Origin of the sequence: Pseudoalteromonas sp. BSi20652 (assembly GCF_000239855.1) — a bacterium.
Taxonomy (GTDB): Bacteria; Pseudomonadota; Gammaproteobacteria; order Enterobacterales; family Alteromonadaceae; genus Pseudoalteromonas.
Genome location: NZ_BADT01000170.1, coordinates 36,408 through 57,525 on the forward strand (window position 1 = coordinate 36,408; position 21,118 = coordinate 57,525).

Here is a 21,118-nt window from a genome sequence, read left to right on the forward strand (position 1 = left end):
CTCAAAAGTACTTCAATTAAAACTTATCGGCGTTTATTCAAATAAGTTAAGTAATTAAAATCAATTACTTTCATTAATTCTAACTATTAATTTATAAATCTAACAGATGTATTAGTATTTTTCAGTTTATTTAGACAAAAGGTGGGATTTTTCTTTAATTATTTTTTTACTGCTTAGCTCCATTAGGGTCATGGTGTTACCCCATACACAGCCTGTATCTAAGGCATGAACCCGTGAATTACCTGTTTTACCTTCAAGTGCGGCCCAGTGGCCAAAAATAATATCGTGTTTAGATTTAGCTATATTTGGATGGTTAAACCAGGGAGTGAGTGTTTGGCTGTCGGTTATTGCACCCTTTGCATTAAGCTCGAGTTTGTTATCACTTGTTAAAAAGCGCATACGGGTAAAATAGTTAACTATGTATCTAAACTTTGCAAAGTCATCAAGATTGCTTGACCACTGCTCCGGGTGAGGTTGATACATGTGTTCAAAAAATGCTTTAGCATTGTTTGATTGATAACAGCTTTGTGCAAATTGCGCTTGTTTTAGCGCATCTTCAATAGACCAGTCGGGGTTTAATCCGGCATGAGATATAAAGCAGTTATGTTTTATAAGCTCTAAGGCCAATGGCTGGGTTTGTAAAAAAGCGATGTAATGCGCTAATTTTGGGCTTTCAAATATTGGGTTTAGTTTATCTTTTGGATTGGTGGGTTTGTTAAGAAAGTAGCAGGCAACCATGTGAAGATCGTGATTGCCTAGAGTGATGGTCATACTATTTTGATGTTGGTAAATATAGTCTAAGCAGACTAGGGAGTCAGATCCGCGGGCAACTATGTCGCCAACTAAATAAAGGTGATCTTTGCTTGGGTTAAAATCAACCCGTTGCAAAAGGATGTTAAATTCACTAAAACACCCTTGTAAATCACCTATCGCATAATCTGCCATCTAAGTACTTAATGCAAAATGTTAGGGCAAGCCAAACGAAACACATTAATAGGCGCTTGAAACGTAGAGCCAAATTCGTTGCGTAACGTATAGTGCCCTTGCATAGTACCTACTGGGGTATCTAAAATTGCACCACTGGTGTATTTAAAGCTCTCGCCTGGACCAATGTCGGGCATTTCACCAACAACGCCTTCACCTTCTACTACCACTTCTTTGCCATTTGCATCGGTAATTAACCAATAGCGACTCAGTAATTTTGCACTACATAAACTGTGGTTTTTAATTGTTACAGAGTAAGCAAATACGTACTTTTCAAGCTCAGGTTGGGATTGGCCTTCTACATAAAATGTTTCTACAGATACCTTTACAGGCGATCCAATATTACTGCTTGTTGTCATAAATCCAGTTAGCTATATCAATAAATTGTTGTAAAGATAAGCGCTCAGCACGTAGCGTTATATCAATGCCAATGCTAGTAAGCTCTTCTGCAGTTAGTAAATTACCTAAACTATTACGCAGTGTTTTACGGCGTTGATTAAAGGCTTCTAAACACACCGTGTTTAATATTTTAACGCTTTTTGCAGTGCGTTGCTCAGGCTTTTTAGGTATTAAACGTATAACGGCTGAGTCAACCTTTGGCGCCGGTTTAAAGCATTCAGGCGGTACTTCTATTACTGGCATTGCATTACAGTAATACTGTGTCATTACGCTCAAGCGACCAAATGTTTTACTACCAGGGCCTGCAACCATACGCTTTACAACTTCTTTTTGAAGCATAAAGTGCATGTGTTCAATATCATCTGCAAATTCAAAAAGATGAAACAATAACGGGGTAGAAATATTATAAGGTAAGTTGCCAAACACTTTTAATTTTTTGTCATCTCTAACCAAGCTTGCAAAGTCAAACGTCATTGCATCGCCCTGGTTAACTGTTAGCTTAGGGCCTAAAAATGGGTGCTCAATTAAACGTTGCGCTAAATCTTTATCTAATTCAACAACCGTTAAGTGGCCACTTAGCTCTGCAACAGGTTCTGTAATTGCACCAAGGCCAGGGCCAATTTCTACTAGGTTGTCTTCTGGTTTAGGATCGATAGCAGAGACTATTTTATCGATGATCATTTCATCAAATAAGAAGTTTTGCCCAAAACGTTTGCGGGCGCGGTGTCCTAAATGTACATTATCGGTCATTGATTTTGTGCTTTTTCATGGGCGAGCTTAATTGCTTCGCGGATCGCTAATTCAAAACTGCCAACATCAGCTTTTCCTGTACCGGCTAAATCTAGCGCTGTACCGTGGTCAACTGAGGTGCGGATAAATGGTAAGCCAAGGGTAATATTTACCGATTTACCAAATCCTTTGTATTTTAGCACAGGTAATCCCTGATCGTGATACATCGCAAGCACGGCATCGGCTTCTGATAGGTATTTATCCTGAAATAAAGTGTCAGCGGGTAGTGGGCCAATTAAATTCATACCTTCGCTTCTGAGTATTTCAAGCGTTGGGGTGATTGTTTCTATTTCTTCACGCCCTAGATGACCGTCTTCACCTGCATGAGGGTTTAATCCGCATACTAAAATACGTGGATGTTCAATACCAAACTTAGTTCGTAAATCGTGGTTTAATATACCTGCAACTTTAGTTAAGCGTTCAGGTGTTATAGCACGAGACACATAAGCAAGTGGGATATGAGTAGTTACAAGTGCGACCCTCAAACCTTCAGTGGCTAATAGCATTACTACATCGGCGGTATTTGATTGCTGAGCAAAATATTCAGTGTGACCACTGAACGAAATACCAGCTTTATTAATAATCCCTTTATGTACAGGGCCCGTAACAACAGCATCGAATGTGCCGTCCATGTTTTTTTCACTTGCTATTCGCAAGGTATCTAACACGTATTGTCCGTTACCGTCGTTTAGTACACCAAGCTCTACATCTGCACCTAAATCAACTTGGTCAATATAAACACTACCAGGAGGAGCGGGAAGTGCTGGCTTATTTGGATCAAATTTAATTAAGTTGATCGTTAAACCAAGGTGTTTTGCACGTTCTTTAAGTAGTTTGCCATCGGCAAGTACAACAAGTTGAGCATCCCACGCTTGCTGGGCAAGCGTGATGAGTAAGTCAGGGCCAATACCAGCAGGTTCACCCGGCGTAATCGCTATTCTTAAGGTCATATTTACTCGTCTGTAGGGAAAACTTCAACATGGGCTTGTTCACGCATTTCTTGCTGCCAGTTAAAACTTTCTTCCTTAAATTTACGGTTAAACAACATACCGTGAGCACGGTTACGTTTAGCTAGCTCAGTTTTATCAGCTACACGTTTACCAAGTAACTGCACAATATGCCAACCAAACTGTGTTCTAAACGGTTCGCTTATTTCGTCTTGCTTAAGAGAAAGCAATGTATCTTTAAACGCAGGTACGTAAGTTGTAGGATCAGTCCAATCGTACTCGCCACCTTTAAGTGCAGAGCCTGGATCTTCTGAGTACTCTTTAGCTAGTTCACCAAAGTCGGCTGTTCCTGCACGTAGGTCTTTAGCAAATCCAGCAAGCATAGAGCGTGCTTTTTCTTCGCTTAGTATAATAGATGGATTGATTAAAATATGACGTGAGCGAACTTCAGTCGTTTCTACAACTTGTAGACCACGGACGTCTTGAACTTTAATAATATGAAAACCAGCGCCAGAACGAAGTGGGCCTACAATAGAGTCTTTCTTTTGACTTTTTACGGCTTCAGCAAACAGTGATGGCATTTCGTTTATGCCCATGTAACCAAGCTGACCACCTTCAAGTGCTTTAGAGCCGCTTGATGATGAAATGGCAATACGTTTAAACTCTTCCCCACCTTTTAGTAGCTCAATTACTTTCTCTGCTCGCGTTTTTGCACTTACTATTTCGTCGGCTGTCGCATCGTTGGGGATATCAATTAAAATATGACCAATATCGTACTCTTCAGCACTTTGACCTTGAGTTTCCATAATTTTTAAAAGGTTATCGACTTCTTGCTCGCTAATATAAATACGGCGATCGACATTTGCACGCGTTACTTGTTGTGTTGTTATCTCTTTACGGATTTCTTCACGGTAAGCTTGAAAGCTTTCACCCGAACCTTCAATAGTTCGACGTAAATCAGCGATTGTACCGCCTTGCTCTTGTGCCATGTTTGCAAGTGTTTGATCAAGTTGGCTGTCTGAGATCTGTAATCCCATACGTTCGGCCATTTGTATCATAAGCGCTTGGTTAACTAAACGTTCAACAGCTTGTACACGAAGAGTGTCGTCTTTAGGTAATTGTTGACCTTGTTCTTCGGCTTGTTTTTTAACACGATTAATAATGGTGTCTACTTCACTTTTTAAAATTACGCCTTGGTTTACAATGCCTATAACTTTATCTATTTCTACTGGGGCAGCTATTGCACTTTGACAAAGGCTGGCACTTAAAACTGCTGATGTTAATAATTTTTTTAAATTCATATTCTTTTTACTACTCTTGCTGATAGTACTGTTGTGATACTAGTTACTAAGAAAATACGGTCTACGATAGCCAAAAATACCTTGTTGTAATAATTTTTGTGCATCATAACGGCTTTTACTGCCAAGTCCTTTTAATACAAAATTCAAACTAATACCTGAATCAAAGGTTGCTTGTTCTTGCCCTATTAACTGATTTAAATCAGTTTCTATTTGGCGATGGCCAGTAATTTGGATAGCCCAACAGCATGATTCATACTGTAATCCGCTCAATACTTCGATACCTCTGTTGTTTTCAAGATCTCGATGATAGCTTGCAATAAATTGCCATTCGTCGCTAATAGGAATACTTGTAAATACACCTGCTTGCTCGATTGTATTTCCTGAGACATCATTTGCATAGCGATGGTTCAATTGTACTAGCTGATTATTATCACCTTTATAATCAAGTGTTACATTTGACTGTACCATTTGCTTGCCATCTGTATCGTATTGAATACCTCCTGCGAGGTACCAACGGCGATGCCAATGTAACATGGTTTGAGCTGCAAATAGTGCATTATAATTAGTGTCTGAGTTTAAGCCTTGTTCAGTTGGCTTTGCATCATCACTTAAATAAAATATTTGACCGGCGCTAAAGTTAAAGACTTCTTCTTGTTTTTTATCAAATAAGCGCGTTGTAGCACCTAAAGTAAACTGATTAGCTGCTGCAATGCGGTCAACACCTGAAAAACGCGTGTCTCTAAATAAACCATAATAATCGTCTTGCAGTTTGGTTGTATCAAACAAGCCAATATCGGACTGGTCTTTATTAGGCGTATATAAATATTGAATTTGTGGCTCTAATGTCTGTACGCCATCTTCAAAAAAGTAAGATGCATCACGTTCAAAATTAAGTTGAGAGTACAAACGTACTTTTGGGATAGTACGCGATACGGTATCGCTATATTGCGTGCCTGTTAAGTTTCCGCTTTGCTTATAATTAGTTTGCAATAAGCTCACTTCAGATAAAAATGACCACGCATGCGTTGCGTAGTTGTAGCGGGCTTTTGGCTCTATGTGTACACGAGTTGCGTTGTCTATGGCCACGTCTGATGAATCATTAGTAAAATGGCTAATCTCCCCAGACACACTAAAGTCAAAATTGTCAAAACGCCAAGGAGCTGTTTGCGTAAAATTAACTTGTGGTATTGCAGTGTAAGACTCTAAGTGATCGCCGAGTACTTCAAAGTTTTGTACTTTAATATCGGTGCGCCATGTATCACCTAAATGCGTAAGTGAACCGGTACGATATAATTGAGTATCGGTTTTACTTGCGTAGTTTGAGGTTAAGTCGGTGATGTAGTTATCATCGCTCACATTGGTTACATCAACGTTCGCCCGCCAGTTTTCCCCCAGGTAACTTTGTTGTTGCCAATGAAACATGTAGCGTTCATTTAAATCTGGCTCAGAATCATCACTGTCTAAATATTCAATCCCTACTAAGCCTTCATGTTGCTCTGTTAGGTATCTAAATTCTGTTTGTAGTTGCAGTCCTTTATTAGACATATAACGAGGCGTAATAGTGGCATCAAAATTAGGTGCAATATTTAAATAGTACGGCGTAATTGTTTCAAGACCGTATTTGTCAGAGCTTGAAATAGTCGGGGTAAGTAAACCCGATTTACGGCGTTCATCCAGTGGAAATGTAAAATAAGGCAGATATAAAACCGGTGTATCGAGAATACGCAATACAGCGTTATATGTTTCGCCCCAGCCTTCTTCTCGTGAAAGGTTTATTTCATCAGCTTCAATTTCCCACACAGGGGTATCACTTGGGCAAGTAGTAAAGCTTGCATTCATGAGCAATAGGCCAGACTGATTAACAGTGAGCTTTTCAGCGCCGCCTTTACCTTGTTGTTCGGTTAGGCTGTAGTCGGCGCCTAATAAACTGATTTCTGAATTATTTAAATCGGCATTTAATCCGGTGCTATTTACCTTACTTACGTAATCTTGATAAGTAATTGGCCCCGTCGCATTTAATAAACCACGCTGTTTGTCTATCAACGCAGTTTGTGCGGACAAACTCATCTTAAGGGTGTTAATATCAACATTGCCGGTAAACTCAGCACTTTGGGTGCCAAGCAGCTCAACATCATCAGCTTGAATATCAACTTCACCAAGGTTAAGGCCTTCGAGTGGTTGCCAAGCTCTGGTTTGCATTGAAATGCCACAAAGGTTGTGTGCCAATTCAGTTTCGGCAAGCGATGGTGCGCTAACTACGCTTAGCATCAATATGCCCCAGGTTTTGCTCATTTATCGACCTTAATGCTGTGTTATTAAATATAATCTACACATAATAAAGGAAAATAATGGCAATTACAGTAATTGACCTATAAAAATAGATATCTAATAAAATGACACGCTTTGAGAATTTACAACAATTTATAAACACACACATTAATGCCAAGTCGCATACTTTAAATGCGATCACCGGTGATGCTAGTTTTCGCCGTTATTACCGTTTAAATCACGATAATAAGCATTTAATAGTAATGGACTCAGATCCAAAAAAAGTGAATAACGAACCTTATATTTCACTAAATCAGGTGTTTGTTGAACAAGGTTTTTTACTTCCCACTATTATCGCAAGTGATGAGAAACAGGGCTTTTTTGTTCTTAGTGATTTAGGAAGTTCGCACCTAGCTGACATGCTCGATGATGCAAACCGCACCGAGCACTATCAAGCATTAATTAGTTTAAGTGCTCAGTGGGCAAAAAACGCCGGCAGCTTCTGCAATGCAAGCGTATAACGAAGATTTTATAAAACTAGAGCTTGATATATTTAGCCAGTGGTTAGTGAGCGATTTTATTAATGAGTCACTCAGTGCAGAACAAAACGTAATGTGGCAAACAAGTTCAGAGCGATTAATAAAGGCCATGCTTGAGCAACCCACTGTTACCGTTCATCGCGATTACCATAGTCGAAACATTATGAATAGTAACGGACAGTGGGCAATTATAGATTATCAAGATGCTGTACGCGGTCCGCTTTGCTACGATGTAGTATCGCTACTACGCGATTGCTATTTTAAATTGCCTCAAAAAGAGTTAACAAGCTTGCTTGATTTTGCTTATCAAGAATTTACGGCTCAAAATTTACTGTCGAACACTTCATTTGATGAGTTTAAGTATTGGTTTGATTTAACCGGATTACAGCGCCACTTAAAAGCAGCGGGGATATTTTGTCGATTATATTTGCGCGATGGTAAAACAGGTTATTTAGATAATATTTTACCGACACTTGATTACATTGTTGAAGTGGCTGTCAATTATCCTGAACTTAAAGCGTTGAGTGAGTGGACAAAAAATACCATAGTGCCAAAAGTGACTGAAAAGTTGGCAAAGGAGCGCTCATGAAAGCGATGATTTTAGCCGCAGGGCGCGGGCAAAGAATGATGCCGCTAACGCAAAATATGCCAAAGCCGATGTTAAAAGTAGCAGAAAAACCACTTATTGAACATCATGTAAATAACCTTAAAGCTGCCGGCATTATCGATATTGTAATAAACCTCGCGTGGCAAGGTGATAAAATAAAAGACTACTTTAAAGATGGTAGTCAATTTGGTGTAAATATCCTATATAGTCAAGAGGTTGAAGGTGGTCTTGAAACTGCCGGCGGTATTATTAAAGCGTTACCTCTATTGGGCGATTCATTCATCGTTATAAATGGAGATGTATTTACTGACTATGATGTAAGTGCGCTAATGCAACTTCATTTACAACCCGGTGAGGCGCACATAGTGCTTATAGAAAACCCGCCACATAATCCAGATGGCGACTTTGCGTTGAGCCACTTGTCGCCTGATAGTCAAAAATATACATTTTCAGGGATTGGCCGTTATCAGGCTGATTTTTTTAAAGGATTAACGCAAGGTATTCGTCCTTTAGGGCCTATTTTACGTGAAAAACTAAGTGAACATTTAATCTCTACTGAACTCTATATTGGGCAGTGGGATGACATTGGTACACCAGATCGTTTAAATCAATTAAACAAACGTCTTGCGGCGCATTAACTAAATTTTTAAAAAGGCAGCATTATAAATGTGGGGAAAAATTCTCGGTTTTTGTTTTGGTTTTATGTTTGGCAAAATATTTGGTGCCATTTTAGGTTTATACCTAGGCCATTTATTTGATAAAAGCCTAAAAAATAACGTTGATAAAGCGGGCGGCTTTTCAAATTTATTTAGTGGTGATGATGTTCATGAGCGCCAAGCTTTATTCTTTTCGAGTTGTTTTGCTGTAATGGGACACATAGCTAAGTCAAATGGTCGAGTCAGCGAAGTACATATAAAAGCGGCTAACTTGTTTATGGACGAAATGGGCTTAAAAGGCGAAGAACGCCGCGAAGCACAACATGCATTTCAGTCAGGCAAAGAAAGCGATTTTTCACTTAAAGAAACAGTACACGACTTTAAAGAACGCTTTGTCAAAAGAAACGACTTGATGCAATTGTTTTTAGAAATTCAAATACAAATGGCATTTTCTGATGGTGTACTAGCTGAGCAAGAAAAGCAATTGTTAGCCGAGGTTAGTAAGCAGTTAGGTATTTCTAAAGCGCATTTTATTTTTGTATTAAAACGCTACCAAGCAGAGTTTAACTTTAGACAGCAGCAACAGCGCTATAAGCAACAAAGCCAAGGTCAAAGCAGTAGCTATCGAGAAGGCTCTGGTCATCACGTACCGCCAAATAATAATATGAATCGTACGCAGGCATTAGCGTTATTAGGGCTCAATAATGGCGTTACTGAGCGAGAGGTAAAAGTAGCTTATCGAAAGTTAATGGCGCAGCATCACCCTGACAAATTAGTATCGCAAGGTCTGCCAAAGCATATGATGGAGCTTGCCGTTAAAAAAAGCCAAGATATACAAGCAGCCTACGAGTATTTAAAAAAGGCGGCGTAAAAAGCCGTCTATTTCTTTTGTTAGGCGCGCGTGTTGATTAGGTTGATCGCGAAGGCCAAATAGCTGGCGTTGGCGGTAATCAAATTTAGCATTGCGATTAACCCAGCGCTGACGATTTTTAAGGCTCATTAAAATGTCGTTACTATCATTGGCATAATAGATATCCAGCAAGGCGGGTGTAACAAGCGACGTTGTTTGATCCAACTCCTTATTGCGTTTGTTATTAGGTAAGTAACTACTTAAGCTTATAAACGCATCAATTCTTTGTTCTGGAAAATCTGCATAGAATTCTAGCAACACACCAGCACTAGCACCTTGTGCAATAACAACTATATTGCTTGGTTCTTCCATAGCGGTTTGATAAAGCGCATTAAAACGAGCAATTAAATTTATTTTATAATTATCGAGTATCTCATCGGTTACTTTTTCAATTGCGTCAACATGATGGGGCTCTGTGTTTTTTTTCATTTCTGCAGGCTGTGATTGCGTATTTGATGCGTCATTGGGCACTGCTGGAGTTGTTGTTTCAGTTGGTGTTTTCGTTTGTGCCTCAGCAGGTGTTAGTTTGGGCACTTTACTGGCTTGCCAATCAATGTCGGGTACCGTCATTGCGTAGGTGGTATAACCTAAATAATTAAGTTCTTTTCGTAAAAAGCTCATGCCTGTGTTGTTTGTTGGCATTGATTGCCAATCCGGTATAAGTAGTACAACACCTCTAAAGTCGGCGCTCATGTATTCGCTGTATAAACTTAAAAATTCAGTTTCGCCTGCAAGTATTGACTTTACTTCATCACTTGGTAGTAAGCGTTCAATATCGCCATTTTCAATACTTGATAAACTGGGTGGAGCAATATGCTCTGCAGCCGATACTTGCATGCTTAAAAATAACGTACTGCTTAGCAATACGTTAAACAGCGTATTTTTAAAAAATGGTGCAAATACCATAATAAACCTAAATAATTAATACTAATTAGATATCGGCGCTTCACGCTAAAAGTTTAGCGTTATGATTCAATAATCAGTATTAGTAAGGCTTATTAAAACTCAGGCTCTGCTTCAAATGTAAGTACATGCTCTGTTACTGGGTGCTTTAGTCGCAGCATTTGTGCATGCAGTTGTAAGCGGGGCGCAGCCGCTAGCGCATCTTTGTGAGCGTAGAGCCTATCACCTAAAATAGGGTGGCCAAGGCTTAGCATATGAACACGTAATTGATGTGAGCGACCAGTGATGGGCGTTAGCTCTACACGGGTTGCATCTTTTTCACGCTCAAGTATTTTAAAATGCGTAAGTGAAGGTTTTCCATTCTCGTGATCAACCATTTGTTTTGGGCGATTTGGCCAATCACAAATAAGCGGTAAGTCCACTGAGCCGGTATCAGACTCAAGCTGCCCGAATACACGTGCAATATAACGCTTAGCGGTTTCACGTTCTTGAAACTGCATACTTAAATGCCTGTGGGCTGCTTTATTCATGGCAAGGCAAAGTATGCCAGATGTTGCCATATCTAAACGGTGGACTATTTTAGCGGTAGGGAAAACACGATTAACACGGCTTATTAAACAATCGGCATGTTTAGGGTCTTTACCTGGGACTGTTAATAACTCACTGGGTTTATTAACGATAAGCAAATCGTCATCTTGATAAAGTATCGTTAAATACGGACTCATTGGGGGATTATAGTTAACTAACACAGCCGACCTTAATGATTTTTAAGGGGGCTATTTTAGTGGAGCGAGGCTGAAGGCTCAAGGAAAACATTTACAGTCTGCATAAAGGCTTCTAACTTGTATGCAGTGTTCTAATGCTTAATAAAGCGCGGTATAAATACCGCGCTTTATTAAGCTGTCATTTTCAATTTTTTACTAACGACAGACAGCTATAAACTAAAAACTCAAAAACTTTAGTGAGAAACCACGATTAGTCGAATGGCATCAAGTTGTAACTGCGTTTTTTCAATATACGTTGTTAGGTCATTGCGCTGCTTATCGTAAAACGTTATTTCTTCTTGGCGAATATTCGGGTTAATCTGCTTAAGGGCAACCAGTCGCTCTTGCTCTTCACTGAGTGAGGTTTGCATTTTAGCAAGTGACGCTGCGCGAATAACTTCAAGTTTTTCTTGTGCCATGTCTTTAGCGGTAGTGATCATTGGGTGAACAGCGCTTTGCAATGCACCGGCAAGCTTACTTGCTGTTTGGCGGCCAACGGCTGATAACTGCTGATTAAAGCCATCAAAAGCCACATTATCACCTAGGTTATTACCTGCTTTATCGAGCAATATACGAATTGGTGTAGGCGGTAAAAAGCGACCAACTTGTAATACTTTTGGTGCCATTGCTTCGGCAACAAAAATAAGCTCAACAAAAAAGGTGCCAGGCGGTAACTTTTTGTTTTTAAGTAAAGCCACCGATGCACTACCAAAGTCGTCGTCACAAATCATATCCATGGTGCCTTGAACCATAGGGTGATCCCAGCTGATAAAGTGTACGTCCTCTTGCGAAAGTGCCGTGTCGCGATCAAAGGTAACCGTCATACCGTCTTCTTTAAGCGATGGGAACGATGGGTTTAACATATGTTCCGTTGGCTTTAAGATAATGGTACTTTCGCCTTTATCTTCTTGGCTTACGCCAAATGTGTCGAACACGTTGATCATGTAGCTTGGCAATTCAAACTGGTTATCGAGTTTTTCGATATCAGTCACAAGCGAGTCGGCAGCACCTTGACCCGATGAATGTAGCTCTAGTAAACGATCTCGTCCGCTTTCCATTTTTTTACGCAGTACCGCATTTTGTTGTGCTACTTGCTCAAGTAATGGATCGAGTTCGTCTTCATCGCAGTTATGCGCAGAAATATATTCAAGTAGATCATCACGGAACTCTTTATAAAGCATTTGCCCCGTTGTTGATGTAGATTCGAATGCATCTAGACCTTCGTTATACCAACGTAGCAGAACTTCTTGAGCGGTGTTTTCAAAGTATGGCACATGAATGTTCACATCTTGCGTTTGACCTATACGGTCTAATCGACCAATACGCTGCTCTAGTAAATCTGGGTTCAGTGGTAAATCAAACAACACTAAGTGATGCGAGAACTGGAAATTACGACCTTCTGAGCCAATTTCTGAACACAGTAATATTTGTGCATTATCGTACTCGTCTGCAAAAAATGCAGCAGCGCGGTCACGCTCAATAATAGACATGCCTTCGTGAAATACCGACGCTTTAATTGCTTCACGTTCACGCAGTATTTGCTCAAGGCTGATAGCTGTTTCAGCTTTAGCACATATAAGTAGTACTTTTTCGCGCTTAAGCGTTTTAAGAGTGTCGATTAACCAATCTACACGTGGATCGAATAAACCCCAGCTTGCGCTTTCGCCTTCAAACTCTTGAAATATTTTTTCAGGAAAAAGCGCACGATGTGCGCTTAGCTCTGGGTTTTGAATGCCGCCCATATTGCCAAGAACCGACATAGCGGTTTTATACTGTTTTGGCAGTGCCATTGGGTAGGCGTGTAATTTACGACTCGGGTAGCCATCAATGCCGCTGCGGCTATTTCTAAATAATATACGACCTGTGCCGTGGCGATCGAGTAGCATGTTAAGTATTTCTTTACGTGCTGGTAAATCACCTTGCTGTGCTTTTGCAAGAATATCAGTAATATCGGTTTCTTTTAATAGCTCAATTAGCGTGGCTTTGGCTGTGTCGTCAAGAGCTTGCTCTTGCAGTAATTGATTTGCCGCTTCAGCAACGTCTTTATAATTTGCTTCTTCTTCTTTAAACACGTCGTAGTCGTAAAAACGATCCGGATCGAGTAACTGTAAACGTGCAAAGTGGCTGCTGTGACCAAGTTGATCAGGCGTTGCGGTAAGTAAAATAAGACCCGGGATATCTTGGCTAAGCTCTGCCATACGTTGGTACTCTGAGCTTGGCTTGCCGTTATTTATACTTAGGTGATGGGCTTCATCTATAACTAGTAAATCCCAATCAGCAAGCGTTGCTTGTTCAAACCAGCGTTTTTTCTTGGTTAAAAACTCAAGACTGGTAAGTACCAATTGCTCTGTATCAAACACGTTTGGCGAATCTGCAAACGCTTCGTCGCAGCGTTCTTCATCAAAAATAGAAAAATGTAAGTTAAAGCGGCGTAGCATTTCTACTAACCATTGGTGCTGTAGATTTTCTGGTACAACAATAAGTACGCGGCTCGCACGACCACTAATAATTTGTTGGTGTAAAATCATGCCCGCTTCAATTGTTTTACCAAGGCCTACTTCATCTGATAAAAGTACGCGTGGTGCAAAACGTTTACCCACTTCTTGGGCAATATAAAGCTGGTGCGGAATAAGATTAGCACGCTGACCAATTAAGCCTTTAATAGGCGATTGCTCACGTTCAAATTTATGTAACCACGTTTGGTAGCGAAGTGTATAGCGATCAAAACGATCGACTTGGCCCGCAAATAAACGATCTTGTGGTTTATTAAACTTAATAAAATGATCTAAAAAGGTTTCTTTAAGCTTGGCAGTTTCGCCGTTATCAACACGGGTGCCGTGATAACACAGTAACTCGCCTTGTACTTCAATAGACTCTACTTCTAATTCCCATTCTTCAACGCTTTTGATCACATCGCCAGGATTAAATGCCACACGGGTAACAGGTGCTTCTGCCGATGAATAAACACGGCTCTCACCACTGGCAGGAAATAATATGCTGACCTGACGGCCTTCAATGGCAACAACGGTGCCTAATCCTAAATCTGACTCTGTATCACTGATCCAACGCTGACCTAAGGAAAAATTCATGTATGTCTCGTCTATGATGAAAAAGGCGGCTATGTTACCTGTAAGCTAACACCACTGCAAGGCGCTATTTGACTCACTTTTAATTAATGTAATAAGTGTTAATTATTACTATTAAAAAGGCTAATACAAGACCCTTTTTTAGGTAAATCAAAACTAATTACAGTTTGTAATAAAACGGACTTTTATGACAAATAGACTAAACTTACTTTATGCCTTGGCAATTAAGTACTGCAGGTTTTGATTTTGCCCGTTTTACTTAATTATTGGGTATAGCATAAAAATCATAAAACGTAAGGAAAGTGCTATGGAAAAAGCTTCGAACCTTGAAAGTAAAATGTATGTGCTAGATACCAACGTACTACTTCACGAACCCCTCGCTTATTTGTCTTTTCAAGAACATGACGTTGTAATTCCGATGACGGTGCTTGAAGAGCTTGACCACATAAAAGACAGAAAACACGACGTAAGCCGCGATGCGCGCGTCGCTATTCGTGGATTAGATGAAGTACTTAAAAATGCTACGCCTGAACAAATGCTACAAGGCGTGGCGCTGCCGAGTAACAAAAAGGCAAAGGCGAGCTCTGCAGGCACTCTTATTATTGTAAACGACCATTTATTTGCCGACTCCATTTCTGGTTTGCCTGGTAACGAAAACGACCATCGTATTATTAATTGCGCTGTGTATTTACAAAAGCAGCACAGTGATTCAAAAGTAATATTAGTAACAAAAGATATAAACATGCGCTTAAAAGCTAAAGGCGCAGGGCTTAAATATGTTGAGGATTACCGAACAGACCAACTTATTGACGATATAAGCTTGCTCACTAGTGGTTATAAAAAAATTGAAGGGGATTTTTGGGATCATGTTGGGCAGTGTAATACCGAGCAACACGGGCGCGATACGTTTCATCATGTGCCTAAAAACTTAATACCTGATGTATTTTGTAATGAATATTTACTTGATGGAGGGGATCAGTTTGCGGCACGTGTTAAATCGTACGATGACGAGCACATAACGTTAAAAGATATTGGTGTTGAACGTTTAATGCATCAACAAGCATGGGGCGTTAAACCAAAAAACATTTATCAGGGAATGGCGCTTGATGCACTGCTCGATACAAGTATTGAGCTTGTTATTTTAACAGGACCAGCAGGGTGTGGTAAAACTTTGTTAGCACTTGCCAGTGCACTTGAAATGGTTATTGAAAAAGGTATTTACGATAAAGTAATAGTCACCCGTAATACGCCAGAAATAGCCGAATCTATTGGCTTTTTACCCGGTACAGAAGAGGAAAAGATGGCACCGTGGCTTGCAGCTATTACCGATACATTAGAGGTATTACATAAAGGCGACGAAAACCCAATATCGAGCCGAAACTATATAATGGAAAAGGCTAATGTACAGTTTAAGTCGGTTAACTTTATGCGCGGGCGTAGCATTCAAAATGCGGTGGTAATTTTAGATGAGAGTCAAAATTTAACGGCATCTCAACTCAAAACGATTATTACTCGCTGCGGCGAAGGCACTAAATTAATTTGCACCGGTAACTTAGCGCAAATAGACAGTAACTATTTAACGCCAGTAACATCGGGCTTAACCTATATTGTAGAGCGCTTTAAAAACTTTGAAGGCAGCGCCACGATAAACCTCAACGGTGTTGTACGTAGTCGCTTAGCGTCATTTGCAGAAGAAAATTTATAACTTGCGCTTAACAAATTGGCCCGATAGTCTATCGATTGATTTTCGGGCCAAATGGCAGGCAGTACATTGAATTTTTTACCTCTGAAGCATTATTATCGTTCATTATTTATTGCGCTGCTGGTGCCTTTAATTGTTGCCTCCTTACTGTGTTTGCACTTATACAACATAAAGCTTGAGCGAGCAGTTGAAAAACGAGAAGCAGATTTTGCTAACGTGTCGGCGCAAGTTAACCATAGAGTAGAGTCGCTAAGTGATTTATTCACCACAATTTTTAGCTTATATGAACAACCAATCCATCCGAAAATAGACCAAACGCTGCTCGAAGGTATAAATCAATATAATGGTTACTATTACCGTTATTTTAGTGAGCAAGGTACTGAAATTGTAGGTAAGGGTGAGTTTGCGTTATCTACCAAGACACTCATACAATGGCAACAGGCGATTGCATTAGGGCCTTCGTTTAATACAACGCTTGCATTAACGCAGTCGTTATCTGCCGTAGCATATGTTGATAATAATGGTTTTGCCTATGTAAGCAGGCGTAACAAAAGCCAAAGTTTAATGCTTACCGAAATCTTAAATGGAAAATTTAAACCAAAATTATTACCAAATAAACTTACTTCAAGTCCTATTGTTAAAATTAATGATAAATCGTATTTTGCTATTGGCCGACAACGAAGCACTGGCTCAGCCGATTACGTTATTTTAATTTATGATGTTCAGGCAATTTCAGGGTGGTTAAAAGAGGTGTCACCGAGTAGTGGCGAATACGTTTTTATGAACCAATCGCATCAAGTTATCGCAAGTTCTAAACAGTTAATAGAGCAAGCAACAGCATTAAAAAATTATTGGCCAGACTTGAGAGAACATCAGAATAAAAAAACAGTATTAACTAATGATAGTAATTACTTTATGCAGCCTATGGATGGGTTACCTATTCACGCAGCATTTTACGAGCAAAAACCCCAATTAATAAGCCCAATTAAGTATGAAATATTATTAGAGTTTGCATTTTTAACGCTATTTTTAAGTATTATGTTTGGCGTGTTTTTTTGGTTAAGTCAGCGCATCTTTATAAAGCCAATGACTCACTTAATGTCGTACTTGGAGAGTAACGGTTCACAGCAAGAAGTGCAGCTGGATTATAAAGTCCCCCTGAGCTGGCAGCCTTGGTTTTCTAAAGTGAAGCGTGTATTTTCTAAAAATAAACAGTTGGTTGATTCATTACAAAGTGCAAATAAAGCTCTGGACGACCAAGTTCAGCTGCAATCAGAAAAACTAAGCCGCAGTTATGAAGCGAAAGAGCGCCACTTAGCTTTGCTAAACACGATGCTAAACAGTGTGCCAGACCTTATATATTTTAAAAATATTGATGGATCATTTTTAGGATGCAATAAAGCATTTGAGGCGTATATCGGTAAAGATCAAACTGCATTAGTCGGTAAATATGTAGATGATTTAGGTGACAACGATCAGCAAATAAATGCGCTTGAAAAACAAGTATTACAAAATAGAAATAGTGTTGAACAACGCATAGAAACCGATACAAAATCATACCAACTTACTATTGCACCTTTTTATAACGAGCACCAACATCTGTTAGGGACTATGGGGATTGGCCGCGATATTACCGAACAGCAACAAGCATTATTAGCTTTAAAAGCATCTGAATCTAAATTTAGAGGTGCGATTGAATTTGCGGCTAACTGCGTAGTTTTACTCTCGCTTGAGCACACCATATTACAAGTAAATAAAGCGGCTAGGAAGCTGTTTTCTGAGCAGCAAGTACTAGTTGGCGAGCCGTTAAAAGCGTTGTTTGATGACTCTCAATGGCAGCAAATAAAAACCACTTTAGCGCAATTGTTAGATGACAAAAAACGCGTATATCACTTAACCCTTGCACAAGGGCGCATAACAAGTTGGTTGCAACTGAGTGTATCCCTTGTATGGGATGAAAACCGTGACCCAGCTTATTATGTAATTCATATTCAGGATGTGAGTGCACTCACTAAGGCTAAGCTCGATGCAGAGCGAGCAACGCTTGCTAAAAGCCGCTTTATAGCCAATTTAAGTCATGAAATACGCACTCCTCTTAACGCTGTTTTAGGGCTGCTTGATATGCTTATTGAGCAAGGACTAACGCAAAATCAATTACAACAAACCGACCAAGCTAAGCATGCAGCACAAAGCTTGTTGCTAATGCTCAATCGAATGCTTGATTTTGCACGTATAGAAAGTTCGCAAACTGATTTAAAACAAGCATCTTTTAGCATGGTTGAGCTGGTGGATATTTGCGAAAGTTTAACAGCTCCATTGTGCGAAGGAAAAGGTATTGAATTTGTTATTGATATTGACCCGTTAATAGCGCCTGATTTGATATGTGACAGCATTCGTTTACAGCAAGTATTAGGTAACTTATTAACAAATGCTGTTAAGTTTACAAAAACAGGTTCTATCACTTTAAAAATGGAACTTATTGAAAGTGATAGCTTAGAGCAACAGCTTATTTGCTTTAAAGTAATTGATACCGGTATGGGTATAGATGAAGTTGATCAAAGACGTTTGTTTGATGCCTTTACGCAAGGTGATGAGTCTTCAACACGTATACATCAAGGTGTTGGATTAGGTTTAGCGATTGTTAAACATGCAGTGTCATTAATGGGGGGCGAAATTGCTTTAAAGAGTAAAAAAGGCCACGGTTGTGAATTTTACTTTAGCATTGGCTTTTTAGTTGATACCAATAAAAACAATGTTTTACCGACTAATACATTGGCTATTTTATCGCATCAAAGCAAAGAGCTTAAGCAAGTAACAAATGCTTATAGCGAGCTTGCTAAGATTAATTTAAATGAGGTATTGAAATACCCAATTAAGCTCTCTAGTGCTCAGCAAATAATAATTGATGCAGCGGACTTACCTACACTTTTAAATGTTGAAGCGATTAATGATTCGTTATCAGCTAAAAACACATCGGTGATTATTATTAATCATCAACATACCTCTAACTTACCAACAAGTTCACATTTAGCTGCATATCACGTTAAAGCATCAGCGCTAGGGCAAAGGCTCTTTAGTTTGAGCGCTCATCAAAAGGCTAATGGCAATACAATTGACGTGATACATAATACCGCTGAGGTTAATGCTGACATATCAGGTCTACTTGTATTAGCTATTGATGATAACCAACTTAATTTAGAAATTATTAGCAGTGTGCTGCGCCAAGAAAACGTATGTGTTGTTACCGCTTTGAGTGCATCAATTGGAATGGAATTATTGCAAATATTAAAACCTGACTTAATATTAATGGATGTGCAAATGCCAAAAATTGATGGTTGCCAAGCAACCACTTTAATTCGTCAACAGTTTGACGCAAAGCAACTGCCTATTTTTGCGTTAACAGCTCATTGTGAACCTGCTGATATTGAACGTTCTTTAAAATGTGGCATGAATAAGCATTTAACTAAGCCAGTTGTCGCTAAAGTACTTATTGATGCAATTGCTGATTTAAACTTGGTAAAGCCAAGCTTTTTCGAAAAATCATTCGCTTTAACGCAGTTTAGTATGGATGAAAAACTGCTCAATACGATGATTGATAAATTTGCTGATTTGTGCCAAACCCAGCTGTCACAAGTGAAAGATACAACGAATAAAGATGATTTGGTACGCTTAGTGCATAGTATAAAGGGTGTAGCAGGTAATTTAGGTTTTAAACGCTTGTCGCACTGTGCTTTATTGTGCGAAAGAACGCTTAAAACAACGAATAAGCCTACTGATATAACACTGAAAGAGCTTATTATGCAGTTAGAACAAGTCATTGTTTTTATAAAAGGGTTAGAGGCTAGGGATGTCGAAAAGAGCTAAAGTACTGGTTGTCGATGATGACCCACTAAATAGATTAGTACTTGAAAAAACACTTAAAGCAGAGCACGACGTATTTCTGGTTGAGAATGGCGAAAAAGCACTGACTTTTGTAAAAACAACGCAAGTTGATTTAATTATCCTAGATGTAATTATGCCTGGTATTGATGGCTATGAAGTATTAGTGCAGCTTAAAGAAAACCCAATAACTCAGGCTATACCTGTTATCTTTATATCAGCAAATCATAGTCATGATGATGAGGCTAAGGGCTTAGAGCTCGGCGCTATGGATTATATAACTAAGCCATTTAGTCCTTCTATAGTTCGCGTTAGGGTGCGTAATCAATTACTTATAAAACAAAAAAATGATTTGCTAGAAACGCTGGTCTCAATAGACGGTTTAACTGAAATTCCTAATAGGCGTTACCTTGATGAGAACTTATCGCGTGAGTGGCGCCGCAGTAAGCGCAGTGGTATCCCCTTAACGCTAATACTTATGGATATAGACTACTTTAAGCGTTACAACGATTGCTATGGACACCGTGCAGGTGATGAGTGTTTGAAGGATGTTGCACAAGCATTGACTGCCCAATGTAAGCGTGGTGGTGACTTTATTGCACGTTATGGTGGTGAAGAATTTGCCGCTGTATTGCCTGGGTTAGATAAGTCTGAGGCAAAAAGTTTTGCAAACAAACTGAGAAATGCAGTAAAAAGTTTATGCATAAAACATAAAGCGTCGTTAAATGCAGATCACATTACAATCAGTATCGGTATAGCTACAACTGAGAGTGGTCAAGTTTATACCGAGCAAACATTATTAGAAGAAGCCGATTTAGCTTTATATGCGGCTAAAGACACAGGTCGTGATAAAATAATCGCGCGTTAAAATTTAATATATAAAAGCGCCAATATTTGTATTAGCGCTTTTATTTGAGCTTGTTATTTATTGGTGCGCTACTATTGCGTTGCTAATATTAAAGCGCTTTGACCAATACCTACCAGTTTATCGTTTTTAAATACGAGTGGTGTACATTCATCTTTAGTTGTTTTTCCGTCTGAATGAACACTATGAGTCGCATAGAAAAGAACTTGATATACATCATTGTCTTTTTTTAATAATTCAGTGAAATTAGGTGTTTTTAATTTAGTTAAAACGGATTGGTAGCTACTATCCATTGCAAGTGCTGAAATGGCTTCACGATTATTTTCATTCTTAGTTTCCCAGCTAGATGAGTCGTTACCCGCCCAATGAGTTTCAGCTTCACCATCTGATACTGCAATAACACAGCCTGTTAAAAATGGAGCGATTAAAGCGGCCGCTAAAAGTGACTTTTTCATTTTTATTTACCTTAATAAGATTTTTAATTGGTTATTAGCTGTATTAAAGCAAAGAGTAGACCAT

General features: G+C 39.3%; 15 protein-coding genes and 1 pseudogene. 6 read left to right on the forward strand and 10 right to left on the reverse strand.

Annotated elements, in window-relative coordinates; all coding sequences use genetic code 11:
• Positions 1-126: 126 nt before the first annotated feature.
• From P20652_RS18685 to lptD, 6 genes are read right to left on the reverse strand one after another with little or no spacing between them, the layout of a single operon-like run.
• Positions 127-945 (reverse strand): symmetrical bis(5'-nucleosyl)-tetraphosphatase, encoded by an 819-nt coding sequence (locus P20652_RS18685; protein ID WP_033017742.1) that lies wholly within the window; start codon positions 943-945, stop codon positions 127-129.
• Between the two features lie 8 nt (positions 946-953).
• Positions 954-1,343 carry a Co2+/Mg2+ efflux protein ApaG gene (apaG, locus tag P20652_RS05015; protein ID WP_008170722.1) on the reverse strand — a complete coding sequence of 130 codons (390 nt, stop codon included), beginning with the start codon at positions 1,341-1,343 and terminating at the stop codon, positions 954-956.
• Complete coding sequence (rsmA, locus tag P20652_RS05010) at positions 1,327-2,133, reverse strand: 16S rRNA (adenine(1518)-N(6)/adenine(1519)-N(6))-dimethyltransferase RsmA (protein ID WP_008170724.1); 807 nt, start codon at positions 2,131-2,133, stop codon at positions 1,327-1,329. Before rsmA ends, apaG begins: the two co-directional genes overlap by 17 nt.
• On the reverse strand, positions 2,130-3,122 hold the full coding sequence (gene pdxA / locus P20652_RS05005; RefSeq protein ID WP_008170726.1) for a 4-hydroxythreonine-4-phosphate dehydrogenase PdxA: 993 nt from the start codon (positions 3,120-3,122) through the stop codon (positions 2,130-2,132). The genes rsmA and pdxA overlap by 4 nt, the downstream gene beginning before the upstream one ends.
• A gap of 2 nt (positions 3,123-3,124) precedes the next feature.
• Positions 3,125-4,420 (reverse strand): peptidylprolyl isomerase SurA, encoded by a 1,296-nt coding sequence (gene surA / locus P20652_RS05000; RefSeq protein ID WP_008170728.1) that lies wholly within the window; start codon positions 4,418-4,420, stop codon positions 3,125-3,127.
• Positions 4,421-4,459: 39 nt separating this feature from the next.
• Positions 4,460-6,712, reverse strand: coding sequence for an LPS assembly protein LptD (gene lptD / locus P20652_RS04995; protein WP_008170731.1), 2,253 nt, complete (start codon positions 6,710-6,712; stop codon positions 4,460-4,462).
• Between the two features lie 101 nt (positions 6,713-6,813).
• Between lptD and P20652_RS18690 the strand changes: the two are divergent.
• The 3 genes and pseudogenes from P20652_RS18690 (at position 6,814) to djlA (ending at position 9,361) form a co-directional block, all read left to right on the forward strand.
• Positions 6,814-7,816 (forward strand): annotated as a pseudogene (locus P20652_RS18690) (aminoglycoside phosphotransferase family protein).
• Positions 7,813-8,472, forward strand: coding sequence for an N-acetylmuramate alpha-1-phosphate uridylyltransferase MurU (gene murU / locus P20652_RS04990; RefSeq protein ID WP_008170736.1), 660 nt, complete (start codon positions 7,813-7,815; stop codon positions 8,470-8,472). The pseudogene P20652_RS18690 and the gene murU overlap by 4 nt, the downstream one beginning before the upstream one ends.
• Positions 8,473-8,500: 28 nt before the next feature.
• A complete protein-coding gene (gene djlA / locus P20652_RS04985; protein ID WP_008170738.1) occupies positions 8,501-9,361 on the forward strand; it encodes a co-chaperone DjlA in 861 nt (286 codons plus the stop codon).
• Here djlA and P20652_RS04980 read toward each other — a convergent pair.
• The 3 genes from P20652_RS04980 to rapA all read right to left on the reverse strand — a co-directional run bounded on the left by P20652_RS04980 (position 9,344) and on the right by rapA (position 14,156).
• Positions 9,344-10,306, reverse strand: a complete 963-nt coding sequence (locus P20652_RS04980) for a DUF3530 family protein (protein WP_008170739.1) — start codon at positions 10,304-10,306, stop codon at positions 9,344-9,346. The genes djlA and P20652_RS04980 overlap by 18 nt on opposite strands.
• Positions 10,307-10,398: 92 nt before the next feature.
• Entirely contained in the window at positions 10,399-11,052 is a 654-nt protein-coding gene (rluA, locus tag P20652_RS04975) for a bifunctional tRNA pseudouridine(32) synthase/23S rRNA pseudouridine(746) synthase RluA (protein ID WP_008170741.1), read from the reverse strand.
• Between the two features lie 209 nt (positions 11,053-11,261).
• Positions 11,262-14,156, reverse strand: a complete 2,895-nt coding sequence (gene rapA / locus P20652_RS04970) for an RNA polymerase-associated protein RapA (protein WP_008170743.1) — start codon at positions 14,154-14,156, stop codon at positions 11,262-11,264.
• A 304-nt stretch (positions 14,157-14,460) separates the two neighbouring features.
• On the opposite strand from rapA, the gene P20652_RS04965 reads away from it, so the two are divergent.
• The 3 genes from P20652_RS04965 to P20652_RS04955 are packed head-to-tail and all read left to right on the forward strand — an operon-like array spanning position 14,461 to position 20,602.
• Positions 14,461-15,858, forward strand: coding sequence for a PhoH family protein (locus P20652_RS04965; RefSeq protein ID WP_008170745.1), 1,398 nt, complete (start codon positions 14,461-14,463; stop codon positions 15,856-15,858).
• Between the two features lie 51 nt (positions 15,859-15,909).
• Entirely contained in the window at positions 15,910-19,719 is a 3,810-nt protein-coding gene (locus P20652_RS04960) for a PAS domain-containing hybrid sensor histidine kinase/response regulator (protein WP_008170747.1), read from the forward strand.
• Complete coding sequence (locus P20652_RS04955) at positions 19,703-20,602, forward strand: diguanylate cyclase domain-containing protein (RefSeq protein ID WP_008170749.1); 900 nt, start codon at positions 19,703-19,705, stop codon at positions 20,600-20,602. Before P20652_RS04960 ends, P20652_RS04955 begins: the two co-directional genes overlap by 17 nt.
• A 71-nt stretch (positions 20,603-20,673) precedes the next feature.
• On the opposite strand, the gene P20652_RS04950 is transcribed toward P20652_RS04955, so the two are convergent.
• Positions 20,674-21,054 carry a DUF3192 domain-containing protein gene (locus P20652_RS04950; protein ID WP_008170751.1) on the reverse strand — a complete coding sequence of 127 codons (381 nt, stop codon included), beginning with the start codon at positions 21,052-21,054 and terminating at the stop codon, positions 20,674-20,676.
• Positions 21,055-21,118: the final 64 nt, after the last annotated feature.

What these genes read in the sequence shown, in the direction of transcription:
- rsmA (WP_008170724.1), bottom strand. Translation starts at nt 2,133, where the DNA reads ATGACCGATAATGTACATTTAGGACACCGCGCCCGCAAACGTTTTGGG.
- murU (WP_008170736.1), top strand. Translation starts at nt 7,813, where the DNA reads ATGAAAGCGATGATTTTAGCCGCAGGGCGCGGGCAAAGAATGATGCCG.
- P20652_RS04965 (WP_008170745.1), top strand. Translation starts at nt 14,461, where the DNA reads ATGGAAAAAGCTTCGAACCTTGAAAGTAAAATGTATGTGCTAGATACC.
- P20652_RS04955 (WP_008170749.1), top strand. Translation starts at nt 19,703, where the DNA reads ATGTCGAAAAGAGCTAAAGTACTGGTTGTCGATGATGACCCACTAAAT.
- djlA (WP_008170738.1), top strand. Translation starts at nt 8,501, where the DNA reads ATGTGGGGAAAAATTCTCGGTTTTTGTTTTGGTTTTATGTTTGGCAAA.
- pdxA (WP_008170726.1), bottom strand. Translation starts at nt 3,122, where the DNA reads ATGACCTTAAGAATAGCGATTACGCCGGGTGAACCTGCTGGTATTGGC.
- P20652_RS18685 (WP_033017742.1), bottom strand. Translation starts at nt 945, where the DNA reads ATGGCAGATTATGCGATAGGTGATTTACAAGGGTGTTTTAGTGAATTT.
- apaG (WP_008170722.1), bottom strand. Translation starts at nt 1,343, where the DNA reads ATGACAACAAGCAGTAATATTGGATCGCCTGTAAAGGTATCTGTAGAA.
- P20652_RS04960 (WP_008170747.1), top strand. Translation starts at nt 15,910, where the DNA reads ATGGCAGGCAGTACATTGAATTTTTTACCTCTGAAGCATTATTATCGT.
- P20652_RS04950 (WP_008170751.1), bottom strand. Translation starts at nt 21,054, where the DNA reads ATGAAAAAGTCACTTTTAGCGGCCGCTTTAATCGCTCCATTTTTAACA.
- surA (WP_008170728.1), bottom strand. Translation starts at nt 4,420, where the DNA reads ATGAATTTAAAAAAATTATTAACATCAGCAGTTTTAAGTGCCAGCCTT.
- P20652_RS04980 (WP_008170739.1), bottom strand. Translation starts at nt 10,306, where the DNA reads ATGGTATTTGCACCATTTTTTAAAAATACGCTGTTTAACGTATTGCTA.
- rapA (WP_008170743.1), bottom strand. Translation starts at nt 14,156, where the DNA reads ATGAATTTTTCCTTAGGTCAGCGTTGGATCAGTGATACAGAGTCAGAT.
- lptD (WP_008170731.1), bottom strand. Translation starts at nt 6,712, where the DNA reads ATGAGCAAAACCTGGGGCATATTGATGCTAAGCGTAGTTAGCGCACCA.